This window comes from Vibrio sp. PNB23_22_6 (assembly GCF_052877535.1).
In genome coordinates, this window is the sequence record NZ_JBNFXP010000005.1 from 58,865 (window position 1) to 84,586 (window position 25,722).

Sequence of the window (25,722 nt, forward strand, 5' to 3'; positions counted from 1 at the left end):
AGATGGCAATTACACGAAGAAGTTTTCTTAAGGGCGTAGCAACAACGAGTGCAGCGTCAGTAATCGGTCCTAGCCTGTTAGCGTCAGCTTCTGCTAGTGCTGCAGAGAGCACGGGTACTTGGAAAGTAACAGGTTCTCACTGGGGCGCATTCCGCGCCCATATTTACGCAGGTAAAGTTCAAGAGATCAAACCGCTAGAGTTGGATAAGAACCCAACAGAAATGTTAAACGGCATCAAGGGTATTATTTACAGCCCATCACGTGTTCGTTACCCAATGGTTCGTCTAGATTGGTTGAAAAAACACAAGTACAGCGCAGAAACGCGCGGTAACAACCGTTTCATCCGTGTGACTTGGGACGAAGCATTAGACTTGTTTTACCGAGAGCTAGAACGTGTTCAGAAAGATTACGGTCCATGGGCTCTACATGCTGGTCAGACGGGCTGGAACCAAACGGGTTCGTTCAACAACTGTACGGCACACATGCAGCGCGCAGTAGGTATGCATGGCAACTTCATCACTAAAGTCGGCGATTACTCGACAGGTGCAGGTCAAACCATTTTACCGTACATACTTGGCTCAACAGAAGTTTACGCACAAGGCACGTCTTGGTCTGAAATTTTGGAACATGCAGATAATATTGTTATCTGGGCTAATGATCCTGTGAAAAACCTCCAAGTCGGTTGGAACTGTGAAACGCACCAATCTTATGCATATTTAGAGCAATTGAAGGAAAAAATCGCGAAAGGTGAGATCAACGCAATCTCAGTCGATCCGGTTAAAAACAAAACGCAAAACTACCTGAACACTGACCACCTTTACATCAACCCGTTAACAGACGTAGCATTTATGCTTGCTGTAGCGCACGTGCTGTACAACGAAGACCTATACGATAAGAAGTTTATCGAAACTTACTGTCTAGGCTTTGAAGACTTTATTAAGTACGTTCAGGGTGAGACAAAAGACAAAGTCGTTAAAACGCCTGAGTGGGCAGCAGAGATTTGTGGCGTTAAAGCGGATAAAATACGTGAATTCGCGCGCATGCTGGTTAACGGTCGTACTCAAATCCTGATGGGGTGGTGTATTCAGCGTCAAGAGCACGGTGAACAACCATACTGGGCAGCAGCAGTTTTGGCTGCCATGGTTGGTCAGATTGGTCTGCCTGGCGGTGGTATCTCTTACGGTCATCACTACTCAAGTATCGGTGTTCCTTCGACTGGTTTCGCGGGCCCTGGTGGTTTCCCTCGTAACCTAGATACAGGTATGAAGCCGAAGTGGGATAACAACGACTTTAATGGTTACAGCCGCACTATCCCAGTAGCGCGTTGGATCGACTGTTTGATGGAACCAGGTAAAGAGATCCGTTACAACGGTGGTAAAGTAAAACTTCCTGACTTCAAGATGATGGTTATCTCGGGTTGTAACCCGTGGAGTCATCACCAAGATCGTAACCGTATGAAGCAAGCATTCCAGAAGCTTCAAACAGTGGTAACGATTGAGTTCGCTTGGACTGCTACATGTCGTTTCTCTGACATCGTGCTTCCGGCATGTACTCAGTGGGAACGTAACGATATTGACGTTTACGGTTCATACTCGAACAAAGGTCTGATCGCAATGCACCGCTTAGTGGATCCTCTGTTCCAATCTAAGCCAGACTTCCAAATCATGAGTGAACTGACTCAACGCTTTGGCCGTCGTGACGAATACACGCGTGGTATGAGCGAAATGGAGTGGATCCAAAGCCTGTACAACGAATGTAAGAAAGCGAACGAAGGTAAGTTTGAAATGCCAGAATTTGCGGAATTCTGGGAGCAGAGCGTACTCGACTTTGGTGAAGGTAAGCCGTGGGTTCGCCATGCAGACTTCCGTGAAGATCCAGAAATTAACCCACTGGGTACACCTTCAGGGTTTATCGAGATTACATCGCGTAAGATCGGTCGTTACGGTTACGAATACTGTCAGGAATACCCAATGTGGTTCGAAAAGACCGAACGTTCACACGGTGGTCCTGGTTCAGATAAGCATCCGTTCTGGCTACAATCTTGCCACCCGGATAAGCGCTTGCACTCTCAGATGTGTGAATCGGATGAGTTTCGTGCAACTTACACAGTTCAAGGCCGTGAGCCGGTATACATCAACCCTCTTGATGCCAAAGAGAAAGGCGTCAAAGATGGTGATTTGGTACGCGTATTCAACGATCGTGGTCAGCTTCTTGCTGGTGCTGTACTTACTGACAACTATCCACGTGGCGTGGTTCGTATCCAAGAAGGTGCATGGTATGGTCCTCTGAATGCAAAAGTCGGCGCTATTGATACTTATGGCGATCCAAACACACTAACATTGGATATTGGTACATCTGAGCTTGCTCAGGCGACTTCTGCGAACACCTGTATCGTAGACTTCGAGAAATTCACTGGCAAAGTTCCACCAGTGACGTCATTCGGTGGTCCAATTGAAGTTGCATAATTTGCCTACTAAGTTTTAAACGAAATACCAGCCTTCGGGCTGGTATTTTTTTAGCTAAAATCTTTATGAGAATTCTCTCAATAACCGAGTTGTTTGCTATCACCAAATATAGATTCGTGATGTTCATAACGAATTGGATTACAGAAGCGGAGGATAATGAAGAAAACAACATCATAATAGTGAGTAGATTCTCAATGGCTCAAACCTTTCAATTTGCCAATAATACCGAAATTACGTTACTCGATCATGATCTCCAGATCGAAGTGGTTGGTAACCAAGCACACTTTTCGTTTGCAGGTGTGCACAACAAAACCTTCACTAACCGTGAAGTGTTGTTCGAAATGCCTTTCCTTTATGAGCATGGCGCAACCGTTATTGGTGACGGTTTTCAAATGCTAGCCCAAACCTCGGGTACCATTTCTCAACCCATCGATATTGGCCGTTGTCCAGACAACAACGCTGCTTATCGCATCTATCCTGCACATGCGCCGAAGCGTTACTACAACTATTTGGTTGTTGAAGATGCATCAGGGTATACCTTGTTTGGATTTACCACGTGTCGTCGCTTTGCTGGTTATTTTGAAGTTCAGAAGATCGGTGAAGATTGGATACTTTCGGCAGCGATTGACGGAGAACAGACGCAAGTGTCAGAGTGGGAGAACAACACGCTTGAGTCGGTAGCCGTTTTGCGTGGTCACTCGTTGTATCACCTGTATCAAGAGTACAGTGAGATGATTACAGCGCATCATCCAGTACGTAAAGGTGTAACTCAAGATGCGCCAATTGGTTGGTGTTCTTGGTATGCGTATTATGCAGAGGTGACCGAAAATAACGTCCTAGAAAACGTTGAGTGTATGCAAGATAGCCTTGCAGATCTGGAATGGGTTCTTCTAGATGATGGCTACCAAGTATTTATGGGTGATTGGTTAACACCATCTGACAAGTTTTCAGGTGGGGTGAAAGAGCTGATTCAGAACATCCGTACAAAAGGTAAAAAGCCCGCTATTTGGATGGCTCCTTTTATCGCTCAACCTGAGTCTGAGATCTTCAGGACACATCCAGATTGGTTCGTTCGACATGAAGATGGTTCATTACTTAAAGCAGAAGACGTAACATATAGTGGCTGGCGATGTACGCCTTGGTATATTCTTGATACTTCAAATCCTGAAGTTCAAGATCATCTCACACACGTTGTGTCTGTGATGAGAGAAGAATGGGGGGTTGAGCTGTTCAAACTCGATGCAAACTACTGGGGCACGCTAAAAGGTAAGCGTAGTCAATCTGGTGTTACTGGCGTAGAAGCTTACCGTATGGGAATGGAAGCTATCGCTAAGGGGGCAGGGGATGCCTGGCTATTGGGCTGTAATGCGCCAATGTGGCCCTCGTTGGGCTTAGTCGATGCGATGCGTGTTTCTGATGATGTAGAGCGTCATAACCACCGTTTTGAGCAAATCGCCAAAGAAACCTTTTTCCGTAGCTGGCAACATCGTAAGCTGTGGCAAATTGATCCAGATTGCGTGACACTGGTCTCCTTGCCGAATCAAGCTGCCTCACGAGAAGATTATCATTTTCATCGTAACGCACTTCTGGCCTGTGGTGGTTTGTTGCTTTCAGGTGACCCATTACCAGAAGTTACGCCTTTCGCAAGCAAAACCCTATCTAAGCTGATGCTGCGTCAGCGGCGTAATCAAGAAGCAGCTAAGTTCACAGCATTAAGCCTGAACCATGCGTTTTTGTCGTTAACTGCTAAGAATGATCTGCATTGTTTATTTAACTATGGGAACAATGACGCGACAGAGTTTACCTTAATCGCTGAGCAGCCGACAGATTGGTACGATTTTTGGACAGGTGAAAAACTGAACCAAGAACCATGTAAATTGCTGTTAATCAGTGTTGATAAAGGGTTAAACGCCAGAGCGATCGTGACGGCGTAAATTTGAAGTGGCGTAATGTGGTATCGTTTAAAGGTACCACATTCCTTACAATCGGTGACGTTTACTTTTCTTCGTGTCAAACTCCTCCAAATCAGGTAAAGTATCGACCTTTGTGAGCAAACTCGCTTCCTCGGTGTAATTCACTATGCAATTCACCCTATTAGGAAGCCATCAAATTGACTTGAATAGGAAGAAACATGATTCTAGTTGTAGGTCATAAGAACCCAGACAGTGACAGTATTTGTAGTGCACTAGTTGCAACTGAACTTCTAAAGGCGCGTGGCGTTGAAGCAATGCCAATTCGCCAGGGCGAAATTAACCGTGAAACTCAGCACATCCTAGAAGTAGCTGGCGCAGAAGTTCCGGAGCTGCGTACTTCAGTTGCTGGCGAAACTGTTTGGCTAGTAGACTACTCAGATCTAGCGCAAGCACCAGACGACATCGCTGAAGCTGAAATCGCGGGTATCGTTGACCACCACCGTCTAGGTGACGTGATGACAGTGAACCCAATGGAAGCATGGATCTGGCCTGTTGGCTGTACTAACACAGTACTATTCAACATGTTTAAAATTGAAGGTCACGAGATCAAGCCTCAAATCGCTAAGCTAATGATGTCAGCTATCCTTTCTGACACAGTAGGTTTCGCTTCTCCAACTTGTACTCAAAAAGACAAAGATGCTGTTGCTGAGCTAGCGGCTATCGCAGACGTACAAGACGTTGATGCATTCACTAAAGATCTTCTAATTGCTAAGACAAACATTGAAGGTCTATCAGCGGCTGAGCTTGTTGAAAAAGACCTTAAAGGTTACCCGTTCAACGGACGTGATGTGGTCGTTGGTCAGGTTGAACTTGCGACTCTTGATCAAGTTGACGGCATGATCGAAGCACTAGAAGCTGATCTTGAAGTACGTTGTGCAAACGACGACCTAGCGTTTGCTGCTGTGATGCTAACAGATATCACTACAGCTCAAACTCGTCTTCTTTACAAAGGTGAGTGGGCTGAGAAACTTGTTAAGCACGAGAAAGACGGCATGCTAATGATGGAAAATACACTAAGCCGTAAGAAGCAAGGTTGGCCTTGGCTTCAAACTGAGCTTGTGTAATTTCATTATTACCAACGTATACTGTAAATGCCCGCCAATAGGTGGGCATTTTTCTATGGGAATAGGAGATGAATATGTCTGAAGCGTTAACCCAAGAGCAAATGGACACCATCAATCGCTACAACGAAGAGCAGCGCTTGAAATACTGTGTGAAAGAGATTGTAGCTAACCGCAAGGTGTGGATTCTGAAAGATGAGCACGGCTGCGTGATGCTAAACACAGAAGATGACGATTGTGTACCAGTGTGGCCAAACGAAGAGTTTGCACAGCAATGGGCGACAGGCGACTGGGAAGAGTGTCAGCCAGAAGCTATCTCTTTGAACAAATGGCACAGTCGCTGGACTTCAGGTCTAGAGGACGATGAGCTGTCTGTTGTGATTTTCCCAAACCAGAGTGAAGAAGGCGTAGTGCTGTTTCCGGACGAGTTTGACTTTGAACTGCGAAAACAAGCAAGCCGTCGCTAGGTTCTAAAAAAAGCCTGCGATGTTGCAGGCTTCTTCGTTTCTAATGCTTACCTATACTAATGGGTTGGCGCTTTGTAAAAGTGGCTATTAACTAAGCGTTGTGTGATCGGGTGCTGCGGGTTGGTTAAAACTTGGTTCGTCTCACCAAACTCCACCACCTCCCCTTCATGCATGACCATCACTTTATCTGTGATGTGCTTTACAATACCAATGTGCTGAGATACGTAGACAAATGACAAGCCCATTTCTTCTTGCAGTTCTAAGAACAGGTTGATGATCTGTGAACGCATCGCCATATCCAAACCATTTAGCGCTTCATCGGCCACGATAATCGATGGTTGAAGTATTAATGCACGAGCCAAACATACGCGCTGCTTTTGACCGGCAGCAAGCATTTGTGGATAGAAGTAGGCGTGTTCAGGCAATAATCCGACTCGTAGTAAAGTATCCTTCACCCGTTTTATGCGCGCATCTGGTGGCATGCTGGTGTTTCGCTTTAGAGGTCCTTCCAAAATACGACCGATTTGAATGCGTGGATTCAACGAGGTATTAGGATCTTGAAAAATCATGCGGATAAGCTTACAACGTGTTGAGTAATCTTTGTGTTCTAAACGTTCACCGTTCACTCGAATTTCTCCGGAACTAGGTTCAACCACGCCTGCCAACATACGCGCAAGGGTTGATTTTCCTGAACCATTCTGGCCAATAAAGCCGATAGTTTGCCCAGGTTCCAAAGTAAAACTAACGGGCTTAACTGCCTCTTTAATCTTGCGCTTAAACAGTCCGGAGCGCGTGACAAATAGCTTCGATAGGTTATCGACTTCAAGCAACGCACTCATGAATGTTTCTCCGTATTAAGTGGAAAGTGGCAGCTAAACTTATGGCTTTTAATGTGTCTAGTGTGTGGGATCTCTACGCACTGCTTTTGAGCATAAGGACAACGAGGGCCTAAACGACAGCCAATAGGCAGATGCTGCAATGGAGGGATAGACCCTGGGAGTGATTGCAGTTTTTGCTTGTGTGGGATCCAATCATTAAAATCAGGCATCGCTTTAAGTAAAGCAGAGGTATACGGATGCTTCGGAGCCTTAATGATTTTGGCTGTGTTTGCTGATTCAACCGACTGACCGCAGTACATGACGGTAATTCGAGTCGCCCATTGGGTAATGGTCGTTAAATCGTGACCGATCAGTACAATCGTGGTGTTGTTTAGCTGGTTCATTCGGCTAAGTAGACGCAGGATCTGTGATTGAGTAATCGGATCAAGGTCGTTGGTGGGCTCATCTGCGATCAAGATTTTTGGCTTGGTAGCAATCGCCATGGCAATCATTACCTTTTGGCACTCTCCATCGGTAAGCTCGTAAGGGTAGCTTGCCATCAAACGTTTATGATCTTTTATCCCAACTTTATGCAGTAGGGCTATAGCTTGTTTTTTACGCCACTTGAAGCGTTCCCACCATTTGCCTTCAAAAGCGCGCGAAGGGATTGATTCGATTAGCTGTTTACCCACTTGTTCGGAGGGATCTAAACATGTAGAGGGCTCTTGAAAAATCATAGCGATATCGCGCGCAATTACACGTCGACGCTCTTTCGGAGTTAACTGAAGGAGATCTATATTACCAAGACGCATTCGGTCTGCACTAACTTTCCAATTTTCTTTGCAAACGCCGACAATGGCTTTTGCGACGAGACTCTTACCGGACCCAGATTCTCCCACTAAACCACGGATCTCACCTTCGTTTAGAGTGATGCTCATGCGATCTACCGCTTTCACTAAACCCTGTGGTGTTTCGATTTCAATGGTTAAGTGTCGAATATCTAATAATGGCATTATTCGATCCCCGCATTAAGCGCTTGACGTACACCTTCACCTACTAAGTTTAGGACAACGACAGTAAACATAATGGTTAGACCTGGCAAGGTGACGGTCCAAGGGGCAATGTAAATGAGTTCCACAGAGTCACCCAAAATTGCGCCCCACTCAGTACTCGGTGTTTGAGCGCCTAGGCCGAGGAAGCCAAGCGCAGTGATATCCAAAATGGCCATAGATAAAGCCAAGGTTATTTCTGCGGCAATGACCGTCAGAATATTGGGTAGAATCGAGTTCCACAATAAGTAGAAGTCGTTCGCACCATCTAAACGCGCGGCCATTATGTAGTCTTTTTCTACCTCAGTGTGTACAGCAATATAAACGGAACGAATAAACCGGGGTATCAAGGCCAAGCAAATTGCCAACAAGATATTAAACTCACCAAAGCCAAGGAAAGCGACGAAAATGATCGCCAGTAATAGTGATGGTATCGACATCACGGTATCGAGAAGGTGGTTTAAAATACTTGAAAGCAGACCTCGGGTCATACCTGCTAGGACACCAATCACACAGCCAATCAAAGCGGCAATCGCAGTAATAATCACTGCCGCACCAAAAGTCAGTTGTGAGCCTGTAATTAAGCGAGAGAGGATATCTCGCCCTAAATCATCAGTTCCTAAAAAGTAGTCAACCGTGCCTGCAGGTGCCCAAGATGGCGGTACAAGGAGTTCGCCCGATTGTGCTTGGGGATCGTATGGTGCAAGTAGGGGGGCAAATATCGTGACGAAAAGAATCAAAATGAGGCACCAAAGCCCAAACATAGCCAAACTGTTTACACGGTAACTTCGCCAGAATCGCTCGAATTGAGTGGGAATGCGTTCTTCCTGATAAATGTTATTTGTTAGCATACCATTCCTTTCTTACTAGCGGATTAATCATGGCACCAATCAGATCCGAAAGAATGTTGGCGGTTAATACGAGCGTGGCCAATACCATAACACCAGCTTGGATGGACGCGTAATCTTGATTTGACAGTGCGTCTAAAAGCCAACGACCAATACCTGGCCAGTTGAAAATTGATTCAGTAATGATGGCTAACGTGATCATACTAGAAAGCTGAACTCCAACTTTGGGAACGATCGGCGGAATCGCGTTGCGTAGTACATGCTGCATCACGATTTCTCGGTTGGACAAACCTTTGATACGTGCGGCACGAATATAGTTTTGACTCATTACCTCAGCAACCGATGCGCGCATCATGCCAATAACTTGCGTTGTTGGTGTGAGTGCAAGCACCAAACACGGTAGCATCATATGCTCGATAACACTTTGTAGGGCATGAGCTCGGTATTCACCCTTCGACATAAAAGCATCAATGATGGCAAAGCCTGTTACGTGGTCAATTTCGTACAGTAGATCGTAGCGTCCAGCGACGGGGAATAGGTGATATTGCAGGGAAAATACCATGATCAGCATTAGGGCTACCCAGAAAATAGGAGCGGAGTAACCCGACATCGATACGAATGAAATACTGGTATCTAACCATTTACCTTGTTTCATCCCTGCAATAGTACCCAGTGGGATACCGACAAGTAGTGAGATAACAAAAGCGAAAAAGCACAGTTCTAATGTCGCAGGAAATACAAGCGCGAGTTCTTCATAAATAGGGATGCCACTTTTACTCAATCCAAAGTTGAGTCTAGAAAGCTCTATTAGGTAGCTATTCCAACCAGACCAAAATGCCACGTTCGCCCAGTGAGAGGTGGGATCTAAACGTAAGAGAGAGAACCCCACTAGAGTGAGGATCAATAAGGTGATGAAAAATAAATTAAATCGTCGAATTGCGTACCCAAACATCAGTGTATTCTCTCAACGTTATCAAATGGTTGTGCATTGAAAGGGCTTGATTTAAAACCTTTTAACGACTTATTGTGAACGCGAAATTGCACGCCGTGAGCTAATGGAATAACAGGAAATTCCTCATTTAGAATATTTTGTGCTTGGCGATATAGGTTTAAACGATAACGTGGTTCTTGTGTTTCTAACGCCAGATCCAACAAAAAGTCGAAGTCTTCGTTGCACCACATCGAAACATTTAAGCCAATGCGTTCTGATTCGCAAGAAAGTAACGGACGGAAAAAGTTATCAGGATCGCCAGTATCACCAATCCACCCCGTTAGCAGTAAATCAGCATCATTTATTGATTCAAGTTGGATTCGCTCGAAACGGTCATCAGTAAGTATTTGGAGTTGTACACCAATGTCAGCAAAATTTGATTGGATCAACTCGGCCGTTTTACGAGGACTTGGATTAAAGGCTCGTGGCTCTAATGGTACCCAAATGGTGAGTTGCAGTCCTTTTTCATAGCCAGCTTCTCGCAGCAATGCTAACGCATAGTTACGATCATAGCGGATTTTTATGCTGTCTTTTTGGTATGCCCAAGAGTTAGGTGGCAATAGGGTATAAGCTTGGGTCCCTGTTCCATAGTAAACCGAATCTAGAATATTTTGGCGGTTAATGGCCAGATTCAATGCCTGACGGACACGCGCATCCCGAAGGGCTGGGTGACTGGTGTTAATCGCAATAAAAGAGACATTATTCGCCGGAGTGGCATCTAGCTCAAGTTGTTCGCTTTCATTAATAATTGGAATCTGACTAGAGATAGGAGAGGTCAACACATCGCACTCATTCCTAAGTAATTTTGCAAGTGTACCCGTACCACGGTGTGATATATCAAACACGACTTGCTTCATTTTCGCAGCTGATTTCCAATAACCTGAGTGGCGCTCTAAACGAATTAAATCGTTCGCTTGATACTCTTTTAATTTAAAAGGCCCTGTACCTATCGGCAATTGGTCAATCTTTGATTTTTCATCTTGTGCAATGAGTTGCGTTCCGTATTCCGATGAAAGCACGACAGCATGACTGGTGGCGATGTTAGACAAAAATGCGAAATTTGGTTGAGCCAGAATAAACTTCACTGTGTTGTCATCTATCGCGATAACATCGAGCAGCAAGGTTTGGAAGTCCAAACTGGAAAACCATGGATAAAAACCACCACCGACATTATGAAATGGATGGTCTACATCAATGATTCGCTTAAAGCTGAATACCACATCTTGGGCGCTTAATGTTCGCGTTGGCTTAAACCAAGGCGTGGTTTGAAAGTGCACGCCGCGCTTTAGTTTGAACGTGTACTCAGTGCCAGCTTGGTTGACAGTCCAGCTTTCGGCAAGATTTGCGGTTGGTTGATGAGATTCAGGATCGAGCGTTAGCAGCGTATCGTACAACTGTGGGCTCAGGGCTTCAGCCGTAATGCCACTGTCAATCAGTTGAGGATTAAACGTACTTGGTTTGCCGTGCCCACAAAACACAAATCTATTCTCACGAATATCATTGTGATCGATTTCTTCACCACAAGCGGTGAGTAAGCTAATACCGATAAGGCTCAGCGATAGTCTTATAAAAGCTTTCATAATATGAAATGGTCATTGGATCTTGCTTGTACCGCAGAGATAAATCGATGGAGTGACAAGCGAAAATGATCCCGCTAATTTATCATCTTTAGCAACTCGCTCCAAACATAAAATCTTTGCGACGCATGGTGTTAGATCAAATTAGCGCATCAATTGCCTACGTTGACCAAATTTGCCCCTTAATTACTTCTCTGTGTTAAGTGAAGCATAGCTTTTCTCATTTTAGCGAGTATGGAAATATATGGGTTAACTCTGTCCTACTAAACTGTACTTTCTTACCATACCTCGTAATTGGTGATAGCTAAGTCCCAGAAGCTCCGCCGCTTGACGTTGGTTAAATTTCGCCTCTTCTAGCGCTTGGGTGAGTAGGTTGATGTCTTGCTCTTCTTGCCATTGTTTGTAATCTAACGGGAAGCAAATAGGCGTGATTTGCGGTGTGCTTTCTTGCTCTAGGTCTTCTCTTTCCGCAGTGTGCCCGAGAGCGTTGTCCCAATGTGTTTCAAATGGGTTGAAGATTAAACGATCGATTGGATCTGCGTTTAGCCCATGTTGATAGATGGCACGCTCAACGACATTCTTTAGTTCTCGAACGTTACCCGGCCATTCGTAATCCAGCAATGATTGCTGGGCTCGTTCTGTAAAGCCAACAAAGTATTCCAATTGTAACTCTCGGCACATTTTGATCGCGTAGTGCTGAGCGAGGGAAAGAATGTCTTCTTTACGCTCACGTAAAGGAGGAAGCATAATGACGTCAAAGGCTAAACGATCAAGTAAGTCTGCGCGAAAGTCTCCTTGTTTGGCCAATTGTGGCAGATCGGCATTGGTTGCACAGACCAGACGCACATCCGCAGTCAGGGCTGTGTGCCCTCCAACACGTTCGTATTCACCATATTCAATAACGCGCAATAATTTTTCTTGGACCAATAGCGGAGCGGTCGCTAATTCATCAAGAAACAGCGTGCCACCTTCTGCGCGCTCGAAACGTCCTTTGTGTTTTCCCTTCGAACCTGTGAAGGATCCGGACTCGTGACCAAAAAGTTCTGAATCAATCAAACCTTCGCTCAATGTGGCACAGTTCAGGGAAAGCAGTGGTTTATCCCAACGTTTTGATAAATAGTGTAAACGTTGTGCGATAAGTTCTTTACCCGTTCCTCGTTCTCCTATGATAAGCACCGGGCGTTCGATTGGCGCGAGCTGCGATACTTTATCTAATGCGCCAAGAAAAGCGGGCGATTCACCAATGAGGTTTTGCTTCATAAAGTCCTTCTTATTTTCTATCTGGCCATAAGTTACCGTATTGAAGTTGGTGAAATTTACCAACTGTTGGTAAAAAACATCATAGCATATCGGTGTGCTACAACAACAATATACTTAAGTTATTGTTTTAAAAAGATAAGTAAAGTTGGCACGTAACTTGTTATATGTAAAGGGAGACGCAAGGTAAATTACCACCTTGTCGAGTTTAAATAGGAAAAAAAGAGGAGTTCCGTTATGGGTATTTTTTCTCGTTTTGCAGATATCGTTAACTCAAACATCAGTGCATTGCTAGACAAGGCGGAAGATCCTGAAAAAATGATCCGTCTTATTATTCAAGAAATGGAAGATACACTTGTAGAAGTACGTACTAACTCGGCTAAAGCGATTGCAGACAAAAAAGAGTTGGCACGTAAGGTTGAAGCACTGGAAGACCAAATCACTGAGTGGGGACACAAGGCAAGCCTTGCTTTGGTAAAAGAACGCGAAGACTTGGCACGCGCAGCCTTGATCGAAAAGCAGAAGCTTGAGCAAGTGATTAAAGGCCTCCACACTGAGCAAACTCTAGTTGAAGAGACCATCACGAAGTTGACAGGTGAGATTGGGAAGTTAGAGAATAAAATTGCTGAGACTCGTGCAAAACAACAAGCACTTTCTATCCGTAATCAAACCGCATCGAATCGCAGAGATGTCCAAAAACACTTGCACGCAAGTCGCACGAGTGAAGCGATGGCAAAATTTGATCAATATTCACGAAAAATTGATGAAATGGAAGCAGAAGCCGATTTGTATGCTAAAACAGGTAATGCTAAGTCACTAGATCAAGAGTTTGCTGAGCTGCAAGCACAAGATGAAATTGAAAAAGAGTTGGCAAAACTGAAAGAACAGATGTCATCGAACGATAAATAGGAGAGGGGCCATTTATGTCGACATTTTTTATTACTGGACCATTGATTGTCTTTTTAATCTTTGTCGCTCCACTATGGCTCTTCTTACACTATCGCAGCAAGCGCAAAGCAGATAGTGCGCTGTCGAGCCAAGATCTAGATCGCCTTCAGGCACTGTCTGAAAAAGCCGACTCAATGCAGTCTCGAGTTGAAACATTGGAGCGTATATTAGACGCAGAATCACCAACGTGGAGACGTAAATATGAGTAAACGAGAGCTGTATCGAGATCCAGTGAATGGCAAAATTTCTGGCGTGTGCGCCGGAATTGCAAATTACTTTGGTGCGGAAGTTTGGTTGATTCGGATTGTTGTGATTTCTGCGGCTTTGTTGGGGGGAACGTTTTTAGTATTACTTGCTTACGTGGCGATGACCTTCATGCTAGAGAAGGAACCTGTCACGTACACAGAGAATATTAAGTCTCGGCAAGAGCACACTCTGAAAAGTAAGCCTTGGCAAAGAGGGCAAAGTCCTGATCAGCTTCTCTGCGTACTTGAAAGTGATTTCGCACAGCTCGATAGCAAAATCCGTATGATGGAAGCTTACGTGACATCAGATACATATCGAGTTAACCGAGAGTTTAATAAACTGTAGTTAGCCTACATGAAAGGCCGATAACGCAGTGGAAATAACCAACAAACGCTGCCCAAAGGGTTCGAGCTAGGCGTCCCCATCCGAACAAAATGTAACCGCGAAAGATAAACAGACCCTAATATCTTGATTGTAATAAAGCAGACGTTGGTCTGCTTTTTTTTACAAATGTCTAATTTGTAAGTAAATTAACTGCAATTGTTATGGAAGTATGAATTTAATTCATCTACCTTTAGGGTAATAAATAAAGGATAAATGGATGAATTCAAATGAGAAAAGCGCTCATTCCTATTGCCGCAATCACGATATTGGTTGGATGTGGTAAAGAGCTCCCTCCGGTCCCTGAACCCGAGTCTCGCCCTGCCAAGCTCTTTACCGTCTCTGTTGGCAACGCCCAGTTTGAACGCCAATTTCCTGCTACAACAGAAGCTGGAGATCGAGCCGTGTTGGCTTTCCGTGTTCCAGGTTTACTTCAATCTATTGACGTAAACGCTGGGCAAGCCGTCAATAAAGGGGATGTGTTAGCCACGCTCAATCCCGACGAATATACCCTCCTTGAAAGGCAAGCCAGAGCAAATTTCATGCTCGCAGATGTTCAATACAAACGTTATAAGAAACTCAGTAAAGACAAAGTGGTTTCTGAACAAGATTTTGATCGCGCCAAAGCAAACCATAATTCAGCTAAAGCACAATGGGACCAAGCAAAAGCGAACTTAAGGTACACCAAACTAGTCGCCCCTTATGATGGTACGATCTCTTACCTACCTGCCGAAAATCATGAATATGTGGCTGCGAAAGCAGGGGTCATGAACATTCAAACAAACCAGGTGTTGAAAGTTATTTTTCAGTTGCCTGACCATTTGTTGACCCGTTTTTCTCAAGGTGCAGATGCTTCTGCATCCATGACATTTGATGCGTTTCCCGAACAAGCTTTTGAACTTACTTTTCAAGAAATAGACACCGAAGCCGATCCTAAAACCGGAAGTTACAAGGTGACCATGGTAATGGCGCGCCCAGAAGACATTGGTATTCTTCCTGGTATGTCAGGTACTGCACATCTGGTCTCTGCAAATGCGAGTGCAACTAAGATCCCTGACTCTGCATTATTTGAGCAGGAGGGTAAAACGTATGTATGGCGCGTTAATGACCAAGGCCTTATTGAGAAAGCAGTGGTGACGTTAAACGAGAAACAGCAAGTAATTGAGGGATTAGAGGACGGTGATCAAATCATTATTTCCGGCGTCAACGCGATTGAACCTGGTATCAAAGTGCGAGAATGGATTAAAGAACGAGGATTGTAAAATGAAAGGAACCGTTACTTTAACAAGTCTGTGCTCTGTTCTATTGCTTGCCGGGTGTGGTGATCCGGCTCCAGAAAGAGCGCTCGATACCCCCCTCGTACGTGTGGTGTCACTGGAAGGAAAAAAAGTGAATGATAACTTGTACTTTCCTGCCGTTGCTAATGCAGCAGACCGTTCTCACCTGAGTTTTCGCGTCGCTGGGGAGATCAGTCGCGTATTGGTCAGAGAAGGGGATAGAGTACAAAAAGGGGACGTGATCGCAACGCTTGACCCAACGGATTATCAGCTCGCCGTCGACAATGCCACGGCAAGGTTTTCGGTTATTGATAGCCAATATCGCCGCTCAAGTCCGTTAGTCGAAAAAGGACTATTGGCAAAGTCTCAATTTGATGAGATTGCCGCACAGAGACAAATTGCCTTGGCAGAGCTTGACTTAGCAAAATTGCATTTGTCTTTTACTACGCTCAAAGCGCCAGTGGATGGAATTATTTCTCGAGTAAATGCGGAGCAGCATGAAAATATACAAGTCGGTCAATATATTGTAAATATCCATAGCGTAAATCGGGTAGAAGTATTGATTCAGCTTCCTGACAGAATTTATGTAAGGCAACCCAAAAAAGAAGAGGCGCTCACTGCAATTAATGCCATGGTACGTGTTCCAAGTGGCAATGAATATAGTGCGAGCATAAAAGAATTTACCACCGAGCCAGATCCCTCGACGGGTACTTTTACCGTGACGCTCTCGTTACCGATGCCTGAGCAAGAATACATACTCGATGGTATGGCTGTTGAGGTGACATCTAAAGATGAAAACGTAGGTTTAGAGTTGAACGTCGGTATTGACGTACCAATTGAGGCTATTTTTAACGCTGACGGAGATGAGTTAGGCCGTAAAAATAAGTTTGTTTGGGTTCTTAATGATGATAGTACCGTTAGCCGTAAGCAAGTTCTGGTAGGCAAAGCATCAAGAACGTCAATTCAGATTCTTGATGGCTTAAAACTCAATGATAAAGTCGTCGTGGCAGGGATATCTCGTTTAAGAGAGGGCATGAAAGTAGACGTGGTTAAGCAGGAGGTAAGCCAATGAGTGAAAATAATCACACTACGCCGCAAGATGACGAAAACATAACGGGTATCGCCGCGTATTTCATTCGTAATCGAGTCATTAGTTGGATGGTGGCTCTGATCTTTTTGATTGGGGGTGTCGCCTCTTTCTTTGGCTTAGGTCGCTTAGAAGATCCGGCCTTTACAATCAAAGATGCGATGATTGTAACGTCTTATCCAGGCGCAACTCCGCAACAGGTAGAGGAGGAAGTGACCTATCCGATCGAGAAGGCGATTCAACAACTGACTTATGTTGACGAGGTAAATTCGATATCTAGCCGTGGTTTGTCTCAAATTACAGTAACGATGAAGAATAACTATGGCCCAAACGACTTACCTCAAATTTGGGATGAGCTGCGTCGTAAGGTGAACGACTTACAAGGCACCTTGCCTCCGGGGGTAAATACGCCCCAAGTGATTGATGACTTTGGTGATGTATATGGCATCTTACTGGCAGTCACTGGCGATGGTTACAGCTACAAAGAATTACTGGATTATGTTGATTACCTTAGGCGAGAACTAGAACTTGTTGATGGCGTAAGCAAAGTATCAGTTTCTGGTGAGCAGCAAGAGCAAGTTTTCATTGAAATTTCAATGAAAAAACTCAGCAGCATTGGTCTTTCTCCAAATACGGTTTTCAACTTATTGTCTACGCAAAATGTAGTTTCCAATGCAGGTGCGATTCGAATTGGCGACGAGTACATTCGGATTCAACCGACGGGGGAATTTCAGAGTGTCAATGAGTTGGGAGATTTATTAATCACCGAATCAGGGGCACAAGGACTGATCTTCCTTAAAGATGTCGCAGATATTAAGCGTGGTTATGTCGAAGTACCGAGCAATATTATTAATTTTAACGGCAGCCTAGCGCTGAATGTCGGTGTTTCATTTTCCCAAGGTGTGAACGTGGTGGAAGTGGGCAAAGCCTTTGATCGCCGCTTAGCTGAACTCAAATACCAGCAACCAGTAGGCGTACAAATTTCTGAGATTTACAGTCAACCCAAAGAGGTCGACAAATCCGTCAGCGGCTTCGTTGTTAGCTTGGCGCAAGCAGTTGGGATTGTCATCATTGTATTGCTGTTCTTTATGGGACTTCGATCTGGTCTGCTAATTGGCCTCATTCTGCTATTGACCGTGCTTGGTACTTTCATTTTCATGAAGTATTTGGCGATAGATTTACAACGAATATCACTTGGCGCTTTAGTTATCGCTTTGGGTATGCTGGTGGATAACGCCATCGTTGTGGTGGAAGGGATACTGATCGGTACCCAAAAAGGGCGAACGAGGCTGCAAGCCGCGACCGATATCGTGACGCAAACGAAGTGGCCGCTACTTGGTGCCACGGTGATTGCGGTAACCGCTTTTGCTCCGATCGGCTTGTCAGAAGATGCAACCGGTGAATACTGTGGCACTTTGTTTACAGTATTGCTGATCTCTCTAATGCTGAGTTGGTTTACTGCGATCTCATTGACGCCATTCTTTGCTGATATTTTCTTCAAAGGGCAAAAAATAAAAAGTAGTGAAGGCAAAGATAATGATCCGTATAACGGAATTATCTTTATGATGTATAAGAAATTCTTAGAATTTTGCATGCGTCGTGCATGGATTACGGTTTTGGTTTTAGTTGCAGGTCTGGCCGCGAGTGTTTATGGCTTTACTCATGTTAAACAATCGTTTTTTCCGTCATCTACTACGCCAATTTTCCAATTGGATATGTGGCTGCCCGAAGGCACTGATATTCGAGCGACGAATGATAAGCTTAAAGAGCTCGAACACTGGTTGTCAGAGCAAGATAACGTAGAACATATCACCACCACCGCTGGTAAAGGTTTGCAACGTTTCATGCTTACTTATGCACCTGAGAAGAGTTATGCCGCTTATGGCGAGATCACGACTCGAGTAAACAACTATGAAGCGTTGGCGCCACTTATGCAGCGTTTTCGAGAGCATATAAAAGCGAATTATCCAGAGATAAATTACAAGTTGAAACAGATAGAATTGGGACCTGGTGGTGGTGCAAAAATCGAAGCGCGCATCATTGGTTCTGATCCGACGGTATTGCGAACTATCGCTGCACAAGTGATGGATATCATGTATGCCGATCCTGGTGCGACAAATATTCGCCATGATTGGCGTGAACGAACTCAGGTGTTGGAACCTCAGTTTAATGAAAGTCAGGCGCGTCGCTACGGTATTACTAAGTCTGATGTTGACGACTTCTTGTCGATGTCTTTCTCTGGTATGACTATCGGTCTATATCGTGATGGCACCACGTTGATGCCAATTGTCGCTCGTTTGCCCGAAGACGAACGAATTGATATTCGAAACATTGAAGGTATGAAAATTTGGAGCCCGGCACAAACGGAGTTCATTCCGTTACAACAAGTGACTATGGGCTACGACATGCGCTGGGAAGACCCGATTATCGTACGTAAGAATCGTAAACGCATACTCACAATCATGGCTGACCCTGACTTATTGGGTGAAGAAACCGCGTCGACGTTACAGAAGCGTTTGCAAACTCAAATCGAAGCTATCGAGTTACCGCCTGGTTACTCACTAGAGTGGGGGGGAGAGTACGAGTCTTCGGGAGATGCGCAAGCGTCGCTATTTACGACGATGCCAATGGGCTACCTATTCATGTTCTTGATTACGGTGTTCCTATTTAATTCTTTGAAAGAGCCATTGATTGTTTGGTTAACGGTCCCGCTTGCACTGATTGGTGTTACGATAGGCCTACTCGCATTGAACACACCATTTGGCTTTATGGCGTTACTTGGTTTCTTGAGTTTGTCTGGTATGGTGTTGAAAAACGGTATTGTATTGCTGGACCAGATTGAGATTGAAATCAAGTCAGGAAAAGAAGCTTACAGTGCGGTGGTCGACGCAGCAGTTAGTCGTGTCCGTCCTGTTTGTATGGCTGCGATCACGACAATTCTTGGTATGATTCCACTTCTACCTGATATTTTCTTCAAACCCATGGCGGTAACCATCATGTTTGGTTTAGGTTTCGCGACGGTTCTGACGCTTATTGTCGTACCCGTGTTGTATCGTCTTTTCCACAAAGTGGCAGTGCCAAAGTAAAAACTCCCAATTAGCAAGGATATTCAAAGCGCCTCTGGCTAACTGTTAGGGGCGTTTTTATAAGGAGCAAATTATGGAACAGAAAACTTGTGCATGGGCGATGAATCACCCCCTTGAGCGAGAGTATCACGATAAAGAGTGGGGGGTGCCAGTTTATGATGACAAGGTACTATTTGAATTTATTACCCTTGAAGGCGCTCAGGCAGGGTTGAGTTGGATAACCATTCTTAAGAAGCGCGAAGGGTACCGAAAAGCATTTGAGCACTATGATCTCAATGCCTTGGCTGTGCGAGACGAAGCGCGTGCGGAGTATATTGTTGAGAACTTTGATGTGGTGAGGCATCGAGGAAAAATCAATTCAGTATTCAGTAATGCAAAAGCAGCAAATCAATTAATTGAGGAGTATGGTAGCTTATCGCAAGCGCTATGGCAGTTTGTTGATGGGAAGCCAATCATTAATCATTGGCAAGATATGAGTGAAGTACCTGTATCTACTGAGCAATCCAAAGCGATGAGCAAGTTCCTCAAAAAGAAAGGCTTTAAGTTTGTTGGTGAAACGATTTGTTATGCGTTTATGCAGGCAGTCGGCATGGTGGATGATCACGTTATCGGTTGTCCCCAAAAGCAATAACGCCCCAAGCATTGAGGACATTATTGCTAGATGGATAGGATTATAAGGACCTTTCTTTCTCTAGCGCTAAAGCGTTGTATCGAGCAAAGCCCGCTTCTAAATCGGCTATCAAGTCATTCACATCTTCCAGACCGATATGCAGACGAATCAAGGTGCCTTCAAAGTTTGGATTTGCAACCGTACGCAAACTGTTGAAGCTCTTTGGTTCATTGGCGAGAATCAAGCTTTCGAAACCACCCCATGAGTAACCCATGCTGAAATGTTTCATACCATCAAGTAAAGCGGTGGTGGCTTTTGGGTAAGAGGACTTAAGCACGAATGAAAATAGACCGTTCCCACCAGTGAAGTCACGCTTGAAGAATTCATGTCCAGGGCAGGTCTCCAAAGCAGGGTGGCGGACATGATCCACTTCAGGGCGGCTTTCTAGCCACTGAGCTATTTTCAGACTGCTCTCTGCATGCTGGCGTAAACGTACATCCAGAGTACGAATACCACGCAAGCCAAGGTAGGCGTCATCAGGAGAAACGCACTGTCCCATTAGGTAACTTTGTTCGCGCAGCTGCGGCCAGTACTTTTCTGAGGCTACCGCCGTGCCGAGCATGACATCTGAGTGACCAACAATGTATTTGGTTGCCGCTTGAATTGAAATATCCACACCGTGTTCAAATGGAGCAAAATTCACGCCTGCTCCCCACGTGTTGTCGAGCATCACAATGATGTTTTGTTCATGGGCAATGTCAGCTAGGGTCGGGACATCGATCACTTCCATGGTGATCGAGCCTGGAGACTCCAAGAAAAGTATTTTGGTGTTTGGTTGGATCAGTTCTCGAATGTCTTCTCCGATCACTGGGTCGAAGTAAGTGGTTTCGACGCCCATTTTTTTCATAATGGTGTCACAGAAATCACGGGTTGGTTCGTAACAGGTATCTACCATAAGAATGTGATCACCCGTTTCGACAAAAGACAGAATGGCATTAGAAATAGCAGCAGTACCACAAGGGTAAAGCGCACAACCTGCACCACCTTCGATTTCGACCATGGCATCTTGAAAAGCAAAATGTGTGTGGGTGCCGCGACGACCGTAAAACAATGTTTTGTTAGCACGGTTAATCATCGCTTGGTTTTTTTCCGCGACCGTATCAAATACGACGGTAGACGCACGTTGCACGGGTGGATTTACCACCCCGTTGGTCCATTTCTTATTGCGGCCTGCGGTGACGAATTTCGTCTTTTTGCCCTCTGACATAAAATTTCCCTGTCTAATTAACGATTTTTATTATTTAAAACATGGACTCGCTGTGCTTGGCAAGGGAAAAGTCAAATCTGCGTCACTTGTCAGAGAATTTGGGTGGATGAAACCGAGGGGGAGGGAGGAGACAAAACCGACCGCTTGTGGCCGTCGGTTTTGAAATGATCTAAGTGAGTGGATAGTTTCTAAAGTAATGGGTTAAATAGGTAGAAAATGCGCTCTAAGAAGTGAGAAAAGATAGTGCGTTTTTTCCATTCATCTAACTGAACCGTATGAGACTGATTGATATAGCGATCTTGAAGTGTGGACATCTGTTTTGTGAACGCTTCATCATCTACTGCTAGCGTTACCTCAAAGTTTAACCACAAACTGCGCATGTCCATATTGACGGTACCGACAAGACAGAACTGATTGTCGATTACCACCGATTTGGTGTGCAGTAATCCACCGTAGAATTCGTAGATTTTTACTCCGGCAGTAAGTAGTTCGCTGTAAAACGCGCGTGATGCCCACTGCACCATCATTGAGTCATTTTTATGTGGAATAATCAGTTCGACATTAATCCCACGTTGAGCCGTCATCTTAAGTGTTTCTAGCAGGTCGGCACTTGGCACAAAGTAAGGTGTGGTAATCCTTACGGAATGGTTCGCTTGGTTAATCGCCAACGTTAATACCTGATAAATGAGATACTCAGGCATCCCGGGTCCTGATGGCACAACTTGGATAGGGTGCTGAAACTCCTCACTATCAATTCGGCATTCTGGGTGTTTAGGCAGCGCTCTCTCTCCCGTTTCTACTTCCCAATCCCAGCAATGAATCGCACTTAACACGTTTACCGTCGGTCCTGTGATACGCACCATTATATCAATCCATTGACCAACGCCACTGTCCTGTTTGAAAAACGCAGGGTCGACTAAGTTCATTGAACCGGTATAAGCAATATCATCATCAATGACGATGATTTTGCGGTGTTGCCTTAGATCTAAGCGGCGTAAGAACATACGCCACATTTTAACTTCTAGCGCTTGCACAACATCGATTCCAGCTTCCTTCATCATTTTGTACCAAGGACTGCGGAAGAAACGAGGGCTACCAGCGGAATCGAGCAGTAGCTTTACATCGACGCCACGTTTAGAGGCCTGGATTAAAGCGGATGCAACCCCGTCAGCCAGACCACCAGGATGCCAAATGTAGAAAACCATGCGAATGCTGAATTGTGCGTGTTCAATGTCATGAATGATAGAACGCAGAATCTCATCAGGGGATTGCTGAAGTGAAAGTGTGTTGCCGCTCAATCCAGGTAAACCAAGACGGTTATTACACAGTTCGTCAATACGGTAAATATGACGGCCCATGGATTCCGGTGTATGGGCATTACAATCGTTTAGCTGGGTAAACCATTGTTGAAATGGTTTGAACATCTCTTTCGCGCGTTCTGCACGCTTGCGACCCAGATTAAGTTCACCAAATAGGAAATAGCAGCCGACGCCAAGTACTGGAAGTATGTAAATAATCATGAGCCAGGCAAGAGAAACGCTGACAGCGCGACGCTTTAAAACCACGCGAATCGTGACACCAGCGACGAGGAGCCAGTACAGGGCAATACCAACAAGGGTAAGAAAGTGATAGAACTTGTCCATATATGCTCAAAATAGAAACCTTAATATGAATATTAAGCGTAAATCATGCTTCTGGAAACTGTTATTACGTTATGAAGGAAAAGGGCCGTTGGTGTTGATAGGTGAAGTAATTTTTCGACATGTTGTGTCATCAAATGATGACAATTTGAACAAAATGTTAAGAAATGAGCAAAATTTCAGCATTTAACCTGAATAATGAAACATTTTTTCGATAAATATGCTAAGTGGGGTTTCAATTTTAAATTGAAACTGTTTTACTGGCCATATATAGAGCGTCATACAAACTTTGCACAAGGTGTACATTTATTTTTACACTAACATATTTTAGACGCCTATTCAGTCTGCAAACACAACAAACATTTTTCGGAGAAAAAGCGTGGCTACAACTAATACAGCAGCACCACGTGATACGTGGGGGTCTAAACTAGGCTTCGTAATGGCAGCAGCGGGTTCCGCTGTTGGTTTAGGCAATATATGGAAATTCCCTTACACAGCAGGTGAGAGTGGCGGTGGCGCATTCGTTGCTATCTACTTGCTCTTTGTTATTTTTATTGGCTTTAGCGTAATGCTCACTGAATTCGCTATTGGTCGTAAGACAGGACTCTCGGCAGTAGGCGCTTTTAAATCAACTGATCGCCGCTGGACATTTACTGGTGTCCTAGGAGTATTTAGTGGCCTATTGATCATGGGTTTCTATCCTGTGGTAGGTGGCTGGGCGTTGGCTTACATCTTTAAAGTGGCTGGCGGTCTTCTAAGCACACCGGATGCCATTGGTGACAGTTTCGGTAGTTTCATTTCTGCACCGCTACAACCACTAATGTGGATGGGTATTTACCTCTTCCTAAACATCCTAATTGTAATGAAAGGCATTTCTGGGGGGATCGAGAAGGCAGGTAAAATTTTGATGCCGCTGCTATTCCTTATCCTGATTGTCGTATCAGTGAAAGGTCTGATGCTACCAGGCGCGATGGCAGGCCTTGAGTTCCTGTTCATGCCGGACTTTTCTAAAGTAGACAGCAGTGTTGTTCTTGCAGCACTTGGCCAAGCATTCTTCTCGCTCAGTCTTGGTATGGGTTGTATGCTGACATACGGCTCGTACCTTAAGAAGAAAGAGAACCTGGTTCAAACTACCGGTATGGTGACAGCGATGGATACTGGCGTTGCGATCCTTGCGGGTGTGGCGATGTTCCCAGCAATGTTCGCATTCGGGATGGAGCCTGCAGCCGGTCCTGGTCTAGTCTTTGTGGTTGTTCCTCAGTTATTTGCTGAAATGGGCGGCGTAATTGGTCTTCTATTTGCTCTTATGTTCTTCGTCGGTCTAACGGTAGCGGCACTCACTTCTTCGGTATCGTTACTTGAAGTGGTGGTTTCTTACCTAATCGACGAAAAAGGCATGAAGCGCCCAACAGCGGTGCTGTCAGCAAGTGCGGTTATGGCAACCCTTTGTGTATTCGCATCGCTATCACTGGGCGGCGTTGGTCCGACACTGTTTGGTACAGGCGCATTCGATATCTTCGACTTACTCACGGATAAGATCTTCCTAGCGGTTGGCGGTATGTTAGTGTGTATCTTTGCAGGTTGGCGTCTAAACCGTGCAGACTTAGAGAAGGAAATCACAAACGATGGTGAAGTATCTTTCCCACTATTTGGTCTATGGTACAACCTAGTTAAATACATTATTCCTTTTGCTATCGCTATTGTGGCATTCATGGGAATTAAGTCTGGATTCGACAGTGGCAAAGGCGAAATCATGATGTTGGGTATCGCTATCATTGCATTGGCTGGCGTGTTCTCGAAGAAGCTATAGTGAGTAAATTTTAAGTAAGTGAGGGCCTCTGTTGAGGCCCTTTTTTGTTGATAAGCTTACGGTCACAAAGATGGAGCTAGAAAGTTTAAGTTCGCCTAATCAATTAGAATAGGTATACTTCTGGCTCCAACGGAGAGCCAGTTTTTTATGTTCGATATCCTATATACCCATCCAGATTTTCTTGTCATTAACAAGCACCCAAACGTCTCGGTCCACAAAGATGACGGGGACACGATGTTGCTTCAAGAAGTCGCAAAGCAGAGTGGGGATGAGCAGCTCTACCTCGTTCACCGACTGGATAAGATGACGTCGGGTATTTTGCTGCTCGCACGCAACGCTAAAGCTGCCAGCGCATTATCTCAAGCCTTTGCTCAGCGCAAAGTTGAAAAATACTATTTGGCGATCAGTTCGAAAAAACCAAAGAAAAAGCAAGGGTTAGTTATTGGCGATATGGAGCGATCACGCCGTTCGTCCTGGAAGCTGGTTAACAGCAAGCTAAATCCTGCTATTACACAGTTTTTCTCCCTAGCCGCAGAACCGGGTGAACGTCTGTTTTTATGTAAACCTCATACCGGTAAAACACACCAAATTCGAGTGGCATTAAAGTCTGTTGGTTCAGGCATTGTTGGTGATGCTATCTATAATGCAGGTAATGAAGCTGATCGTGGTTACCTACATGCATTCTCATTATGCTTTAGTTTTCAAGATGAACAATTTCGCTTTGTTTGCGACCCTCGTGATTACCAAGCGCTAGGCAGTAAGTGGCACTCTGAGATTGTTGTTCAGGGCATTGATAGCTGGTTGTGTCCGTGGGAATTGAACTGGCCAACGATCAAATAAACTTAGAAATAAGATAGATAAGAG

The 25,722-nt window shown here is 44.8% G+C and carries 21 protein-coding genes; 13 read left to right on the top strand and 8 right to left on the bottom strand.

Going from position 1 to position 25,722, the window contains the following annotated elements; translation table 11 throughout:
• The first annotated feature begins 2 nt into the window (after nt 1–2).
• The 4 genes from torA (at nt 3) to ACVA54_RS05945 (ending at nt 5,966) form a co-directional block, all read left to right on the top strand.
• The gene (gene torA / locus ACVA54_RS05930) at nt 3–2,465 is read left to right on the top strand and encodes a trimethylamine-N-oxide reductase TorA (protein ID WP_099080577.1); all 2,463 of its coding nucleotides are present in this window, start codon (nt 3–5) and stop codon (nt 2,463–2,465) included.
• 194 nt (nt 2,466–2,659) lie between these two features.
• On the top strand, nt 2,660–4,399 hold the full coding sequence (locus ACVA54_RS05935) for a glycoside hydrolase family 36 protein (protein WP_446644095.1): 1,740 nt from the start codon (nt 2,660–2,662) through the stop codon (nt 4,397–4,399).
• 197 nt (nt 4,400–4,596) lie between these two features.
• The gene (locus ACVA54_RS05940; RefSeq protein ID WP_119463353.1) at nt 4,597–5,502 is read left to right on the top strand and encodes a manganese-dependent inorganic pyrophosphatase; all 906 of its coding nucleotides are present in this window, start codon (nt 4,597–4,599) and stop codon (nt 5,500–5,502) included.
• A gap of 74 nt (nt 5,503–5,576) precedes the next feature.
• On the top strand, nt 5,577–5,966 hold the full coding sequence (locus ACVA54_RS05945) for a DUF2750 domain-containing protein (protein WP_099080580.1): 390 nt from the start codon (nt 5,577–5,579) through the stop codon (nt 5,964–5,966).
• Nucleotides 5,967–6,022: 56 nt separating this feature from the next.
• Here the strand turns inward: ACVA54_RS05945 and ACVA54_RS05950 are convergent, their stop codons facing one another.
• From ACVA54_RS05950 to pspF, 6 genes are all read right to left on the bottom strand, one after another.
• Nucleotides 6,023–6,805, bottom strand: a complete 783-nt coding sequence (locus tag ACVA54_RS05950; protein ID WP_099080581.1) for a peptide ABC transporter ATP-binding protein — start codon at nt 6,803–6,805, stop codon at nt 6,023–6,025.
• Nucleotides 6,802–7,797 (bottom strand): peptide ABC transporter ATP-binding protein, encoded by a 996-nt coding sequence (locus ACVA54_RS05955; RefSeq protein WP_099080582.1) that lies wholly within the window; start codon nt 7,795–7,797, stop codon nt 6,802–6,804. Before ACVA54_RS05955 ends, ACVA54_RS05950 begins: the two co-directional genes overlap by 4 nt.
• Nucleotides 7,797–8,684: a putrescine export ABC transporter permease SapC gene (gene sapC, locus ACVA54_RS05960; protein WP_099080583.1), complete on the bottom strand. Its 888-nt coding sequence runs from the start codon at nt 8,682–8,684 to the stop codon at nt 7,797–7,799. Before sapC ends, ACVA54_RS05955 begins: the two co-directional genes overlap by 1 nt.
• Nucleotides 8,671–9,633 carry an ABC transporter permease gene (locus ACVA54_RS05965; RefSeq protein ID WP_099080584.1) on the bottom strand — a complete coding sequence of 321 codons (963 nt, stop codon included), beginning with the start codon at nt 9,631–9,633 and terminating at the stop codon, nt 8,671–8,673. Before ACVA54_RS05965 ends, sapC begins: the two co-directional genes overlap by 14 nt.
• Nucleotides 9,633–11,252 (bottom strand): ABC transporter substrate-binding protein, encoded by a 1,620-nt coding sequence (locus tag ACVA54_RS05970; RefSeq protein WP_446596241.1) that lies wholly within the window; start codon nt 11,250–11,252, stop codon nt 9,633–9,635. Before ACVA54_RS05970 ends, ACVA54_RS05965 begins: the two co-directional genes overlap by 1 nt.
• 246 nt (nt 11,253–11,498) lie before the next feature.
• Nucleotides 11,499–12,509, bottom strand: a complete 1,011-nt coding sequence (pspF, locus tag ACVA54_RS05975) for a phage shock protein operon transcriptional activator (RefSeq protein ID WP_099080586.1) — start codon at nt 12,507–12,509, stop codon at nt 11,499–11,501.
• A gap of 234 nt (nt 12,510–12,743) precedes the next feature.
• Between pspF and pspA the strand changes: the two genes are divergently transcribed.
• The 7 genes from pspA (at nt 12,744) to ACVA54_RS06010 (ending at nt 20,162) form a co-directional block, all read left to right on the top strand.
• Nucleotides 12,744–13,415, top strand: coding sequence for a phage shock protein PspA (gene pspA / locus ACVA54_RS05980; RefSeq protein ID WP_099080587.1), 672 nt, complete (start codon nt 12,744–12,746; stop codon nt 13,413–13,415).
• Between the two features lie 14 nt (nt 13,416–13,429).
• The gene (gene pspB / locus ACVA54_RS05985; protein ID WP_099080588.1) at nt 13,430–13,663 is read left to right on the top strand and encodes an envelope stress response membrane protein PspB; all 234 of its coding nucleotides are present in this window, start codon (nt 13,430–13,432) and stop codon (nt 13,661–13,663) included.
• Nucleotides 13,656–14,045: an envelope stress response membrane protein PspC gene (pspC, locus tag ACVA54_RS05990; protein WP_099080589.1), complete on the top strand. Its 390-nt coding sequence runs from the start codon at nt 13,656–13,658 to the stop codon at nt 14,043–14,045. The genes pspB and pspC overlap by 8 nt, the downstream gene beginning before the upstream one ends.
• Before the next feature lie 266 nt (nt 14,046–14,311).
• The gene (locus tag ACVA54_RS05995; protein ID WP_099078677.1) at nt 14,312–15,343 is read left to right on the top strand and encodes an efflux RND transporter periplasmic adaptor subunit; all 1,032 of its coding nucleotides are present in this window, start codon (nt 14,312–14,314) and stop codon (nt 15,341–15,343) included.
• A 1-nt stretch (nt 15,344) separates the two neighbouring features.
• Nucleotides 15,345–16,430, top strand: coding sequence for an efflux RND transporter periplasmic adaptor subunit (locus tag ACVA54_RS06000; RefSeq protein WP_119463349.1), 1,086 nt, complete (start codon nt 15,345–15,347; stop codon nt 16,428–16,430).
• Complete coding sequence (gene vmeI / locus ACVA54_RS06005) at nt 16,427–19,531, top strand: efflux RND transporter permease subunit VmeI (RefSeq protein WP_119463348.1); 3,105 nt, start codon at nt 16,427–16,429, stop codon at nt 19,529–19,531. The genes ACVA54_RS06000 and vmeI overlap by 4 nt, the downstream gene beginning before the upstream one ends.
• 73 nt (nt 19,532–19,604) lie before the next feature.
• Nucleotides 19,605–20,162 carry a DNA-3-methyladenine glycosylase I gene (locus ACVA54_RS06010; RefSeq protein WP_172438075.1) on the top strand — a complete coding sequence of 186 codons (558 nt, stop codon included), beginning with the start codon at nt 19,605–19,607 and terminating at the stop codon, nt 20,160–20,162.
• A 40-nt stretch (nt 20,163–20,202) separates the two neighbouring features.
• Here the strand turns inward: ACVA54_RS06010 and ACVA54_RS06015 are convergent, their stop codons facing one another.
• Together ACVA54_RS06015 and cls are read right to left on the bottom strand one after the other, a co-directional pair.
• On the bottom strand, nt 20,203–21,408 hold the full coding sequence (locus ACVA54_RS06015) for a cystathionine beta-lyase (RefSeq protein WP_446580135.1): 1,206 nt from the start codon (nt 21,406–21,408) through the stop codon (nt 20,203–20,205).
• 188 nt (nt 21,409–21,596) lie between these two features.
• Nucleotides 21,597–23,051, bottom strand: a complete 1,455-nt coding sequence (gene cls, locus ACVA54_RS06020; protein WP_446649458.1) for a cardiolipin synthase — start codon at nt 23,049–23,051, stop codon at nt 21,597–21,599.
• Between the two features lie 436 nt (nt 23,052–23,487).
• Between cls and ACVA54_RS06025 the strand changes: the two genes are divergently transcribed.
• On the top strand, nt 23,488–24,858 hold the full coding sequence (locus ACVA54_RS06025) for a sodium-dependent transporter (RefSeq protein ID WP_253252666.1): 1,371 nt from the start codon (nt 23,488–23,490) through the stop codon (nt 24,856–24,858).
• 147 nt (nt 24,859–25,005) lie between these two features.
• Nucleotides 25,006–25,698, top strand: a complete 693-nt coding sequence (locus ACVA54_RS06030; protein ID WP_119463346.1) for a TIGR01621 family pseudouridine synthase — start codon at nt 25,006–25,008, stop codon at nt 25,696–25,698.
• Nucleotides 25,699–25,722: the final 24 nt, after the last annotated feature.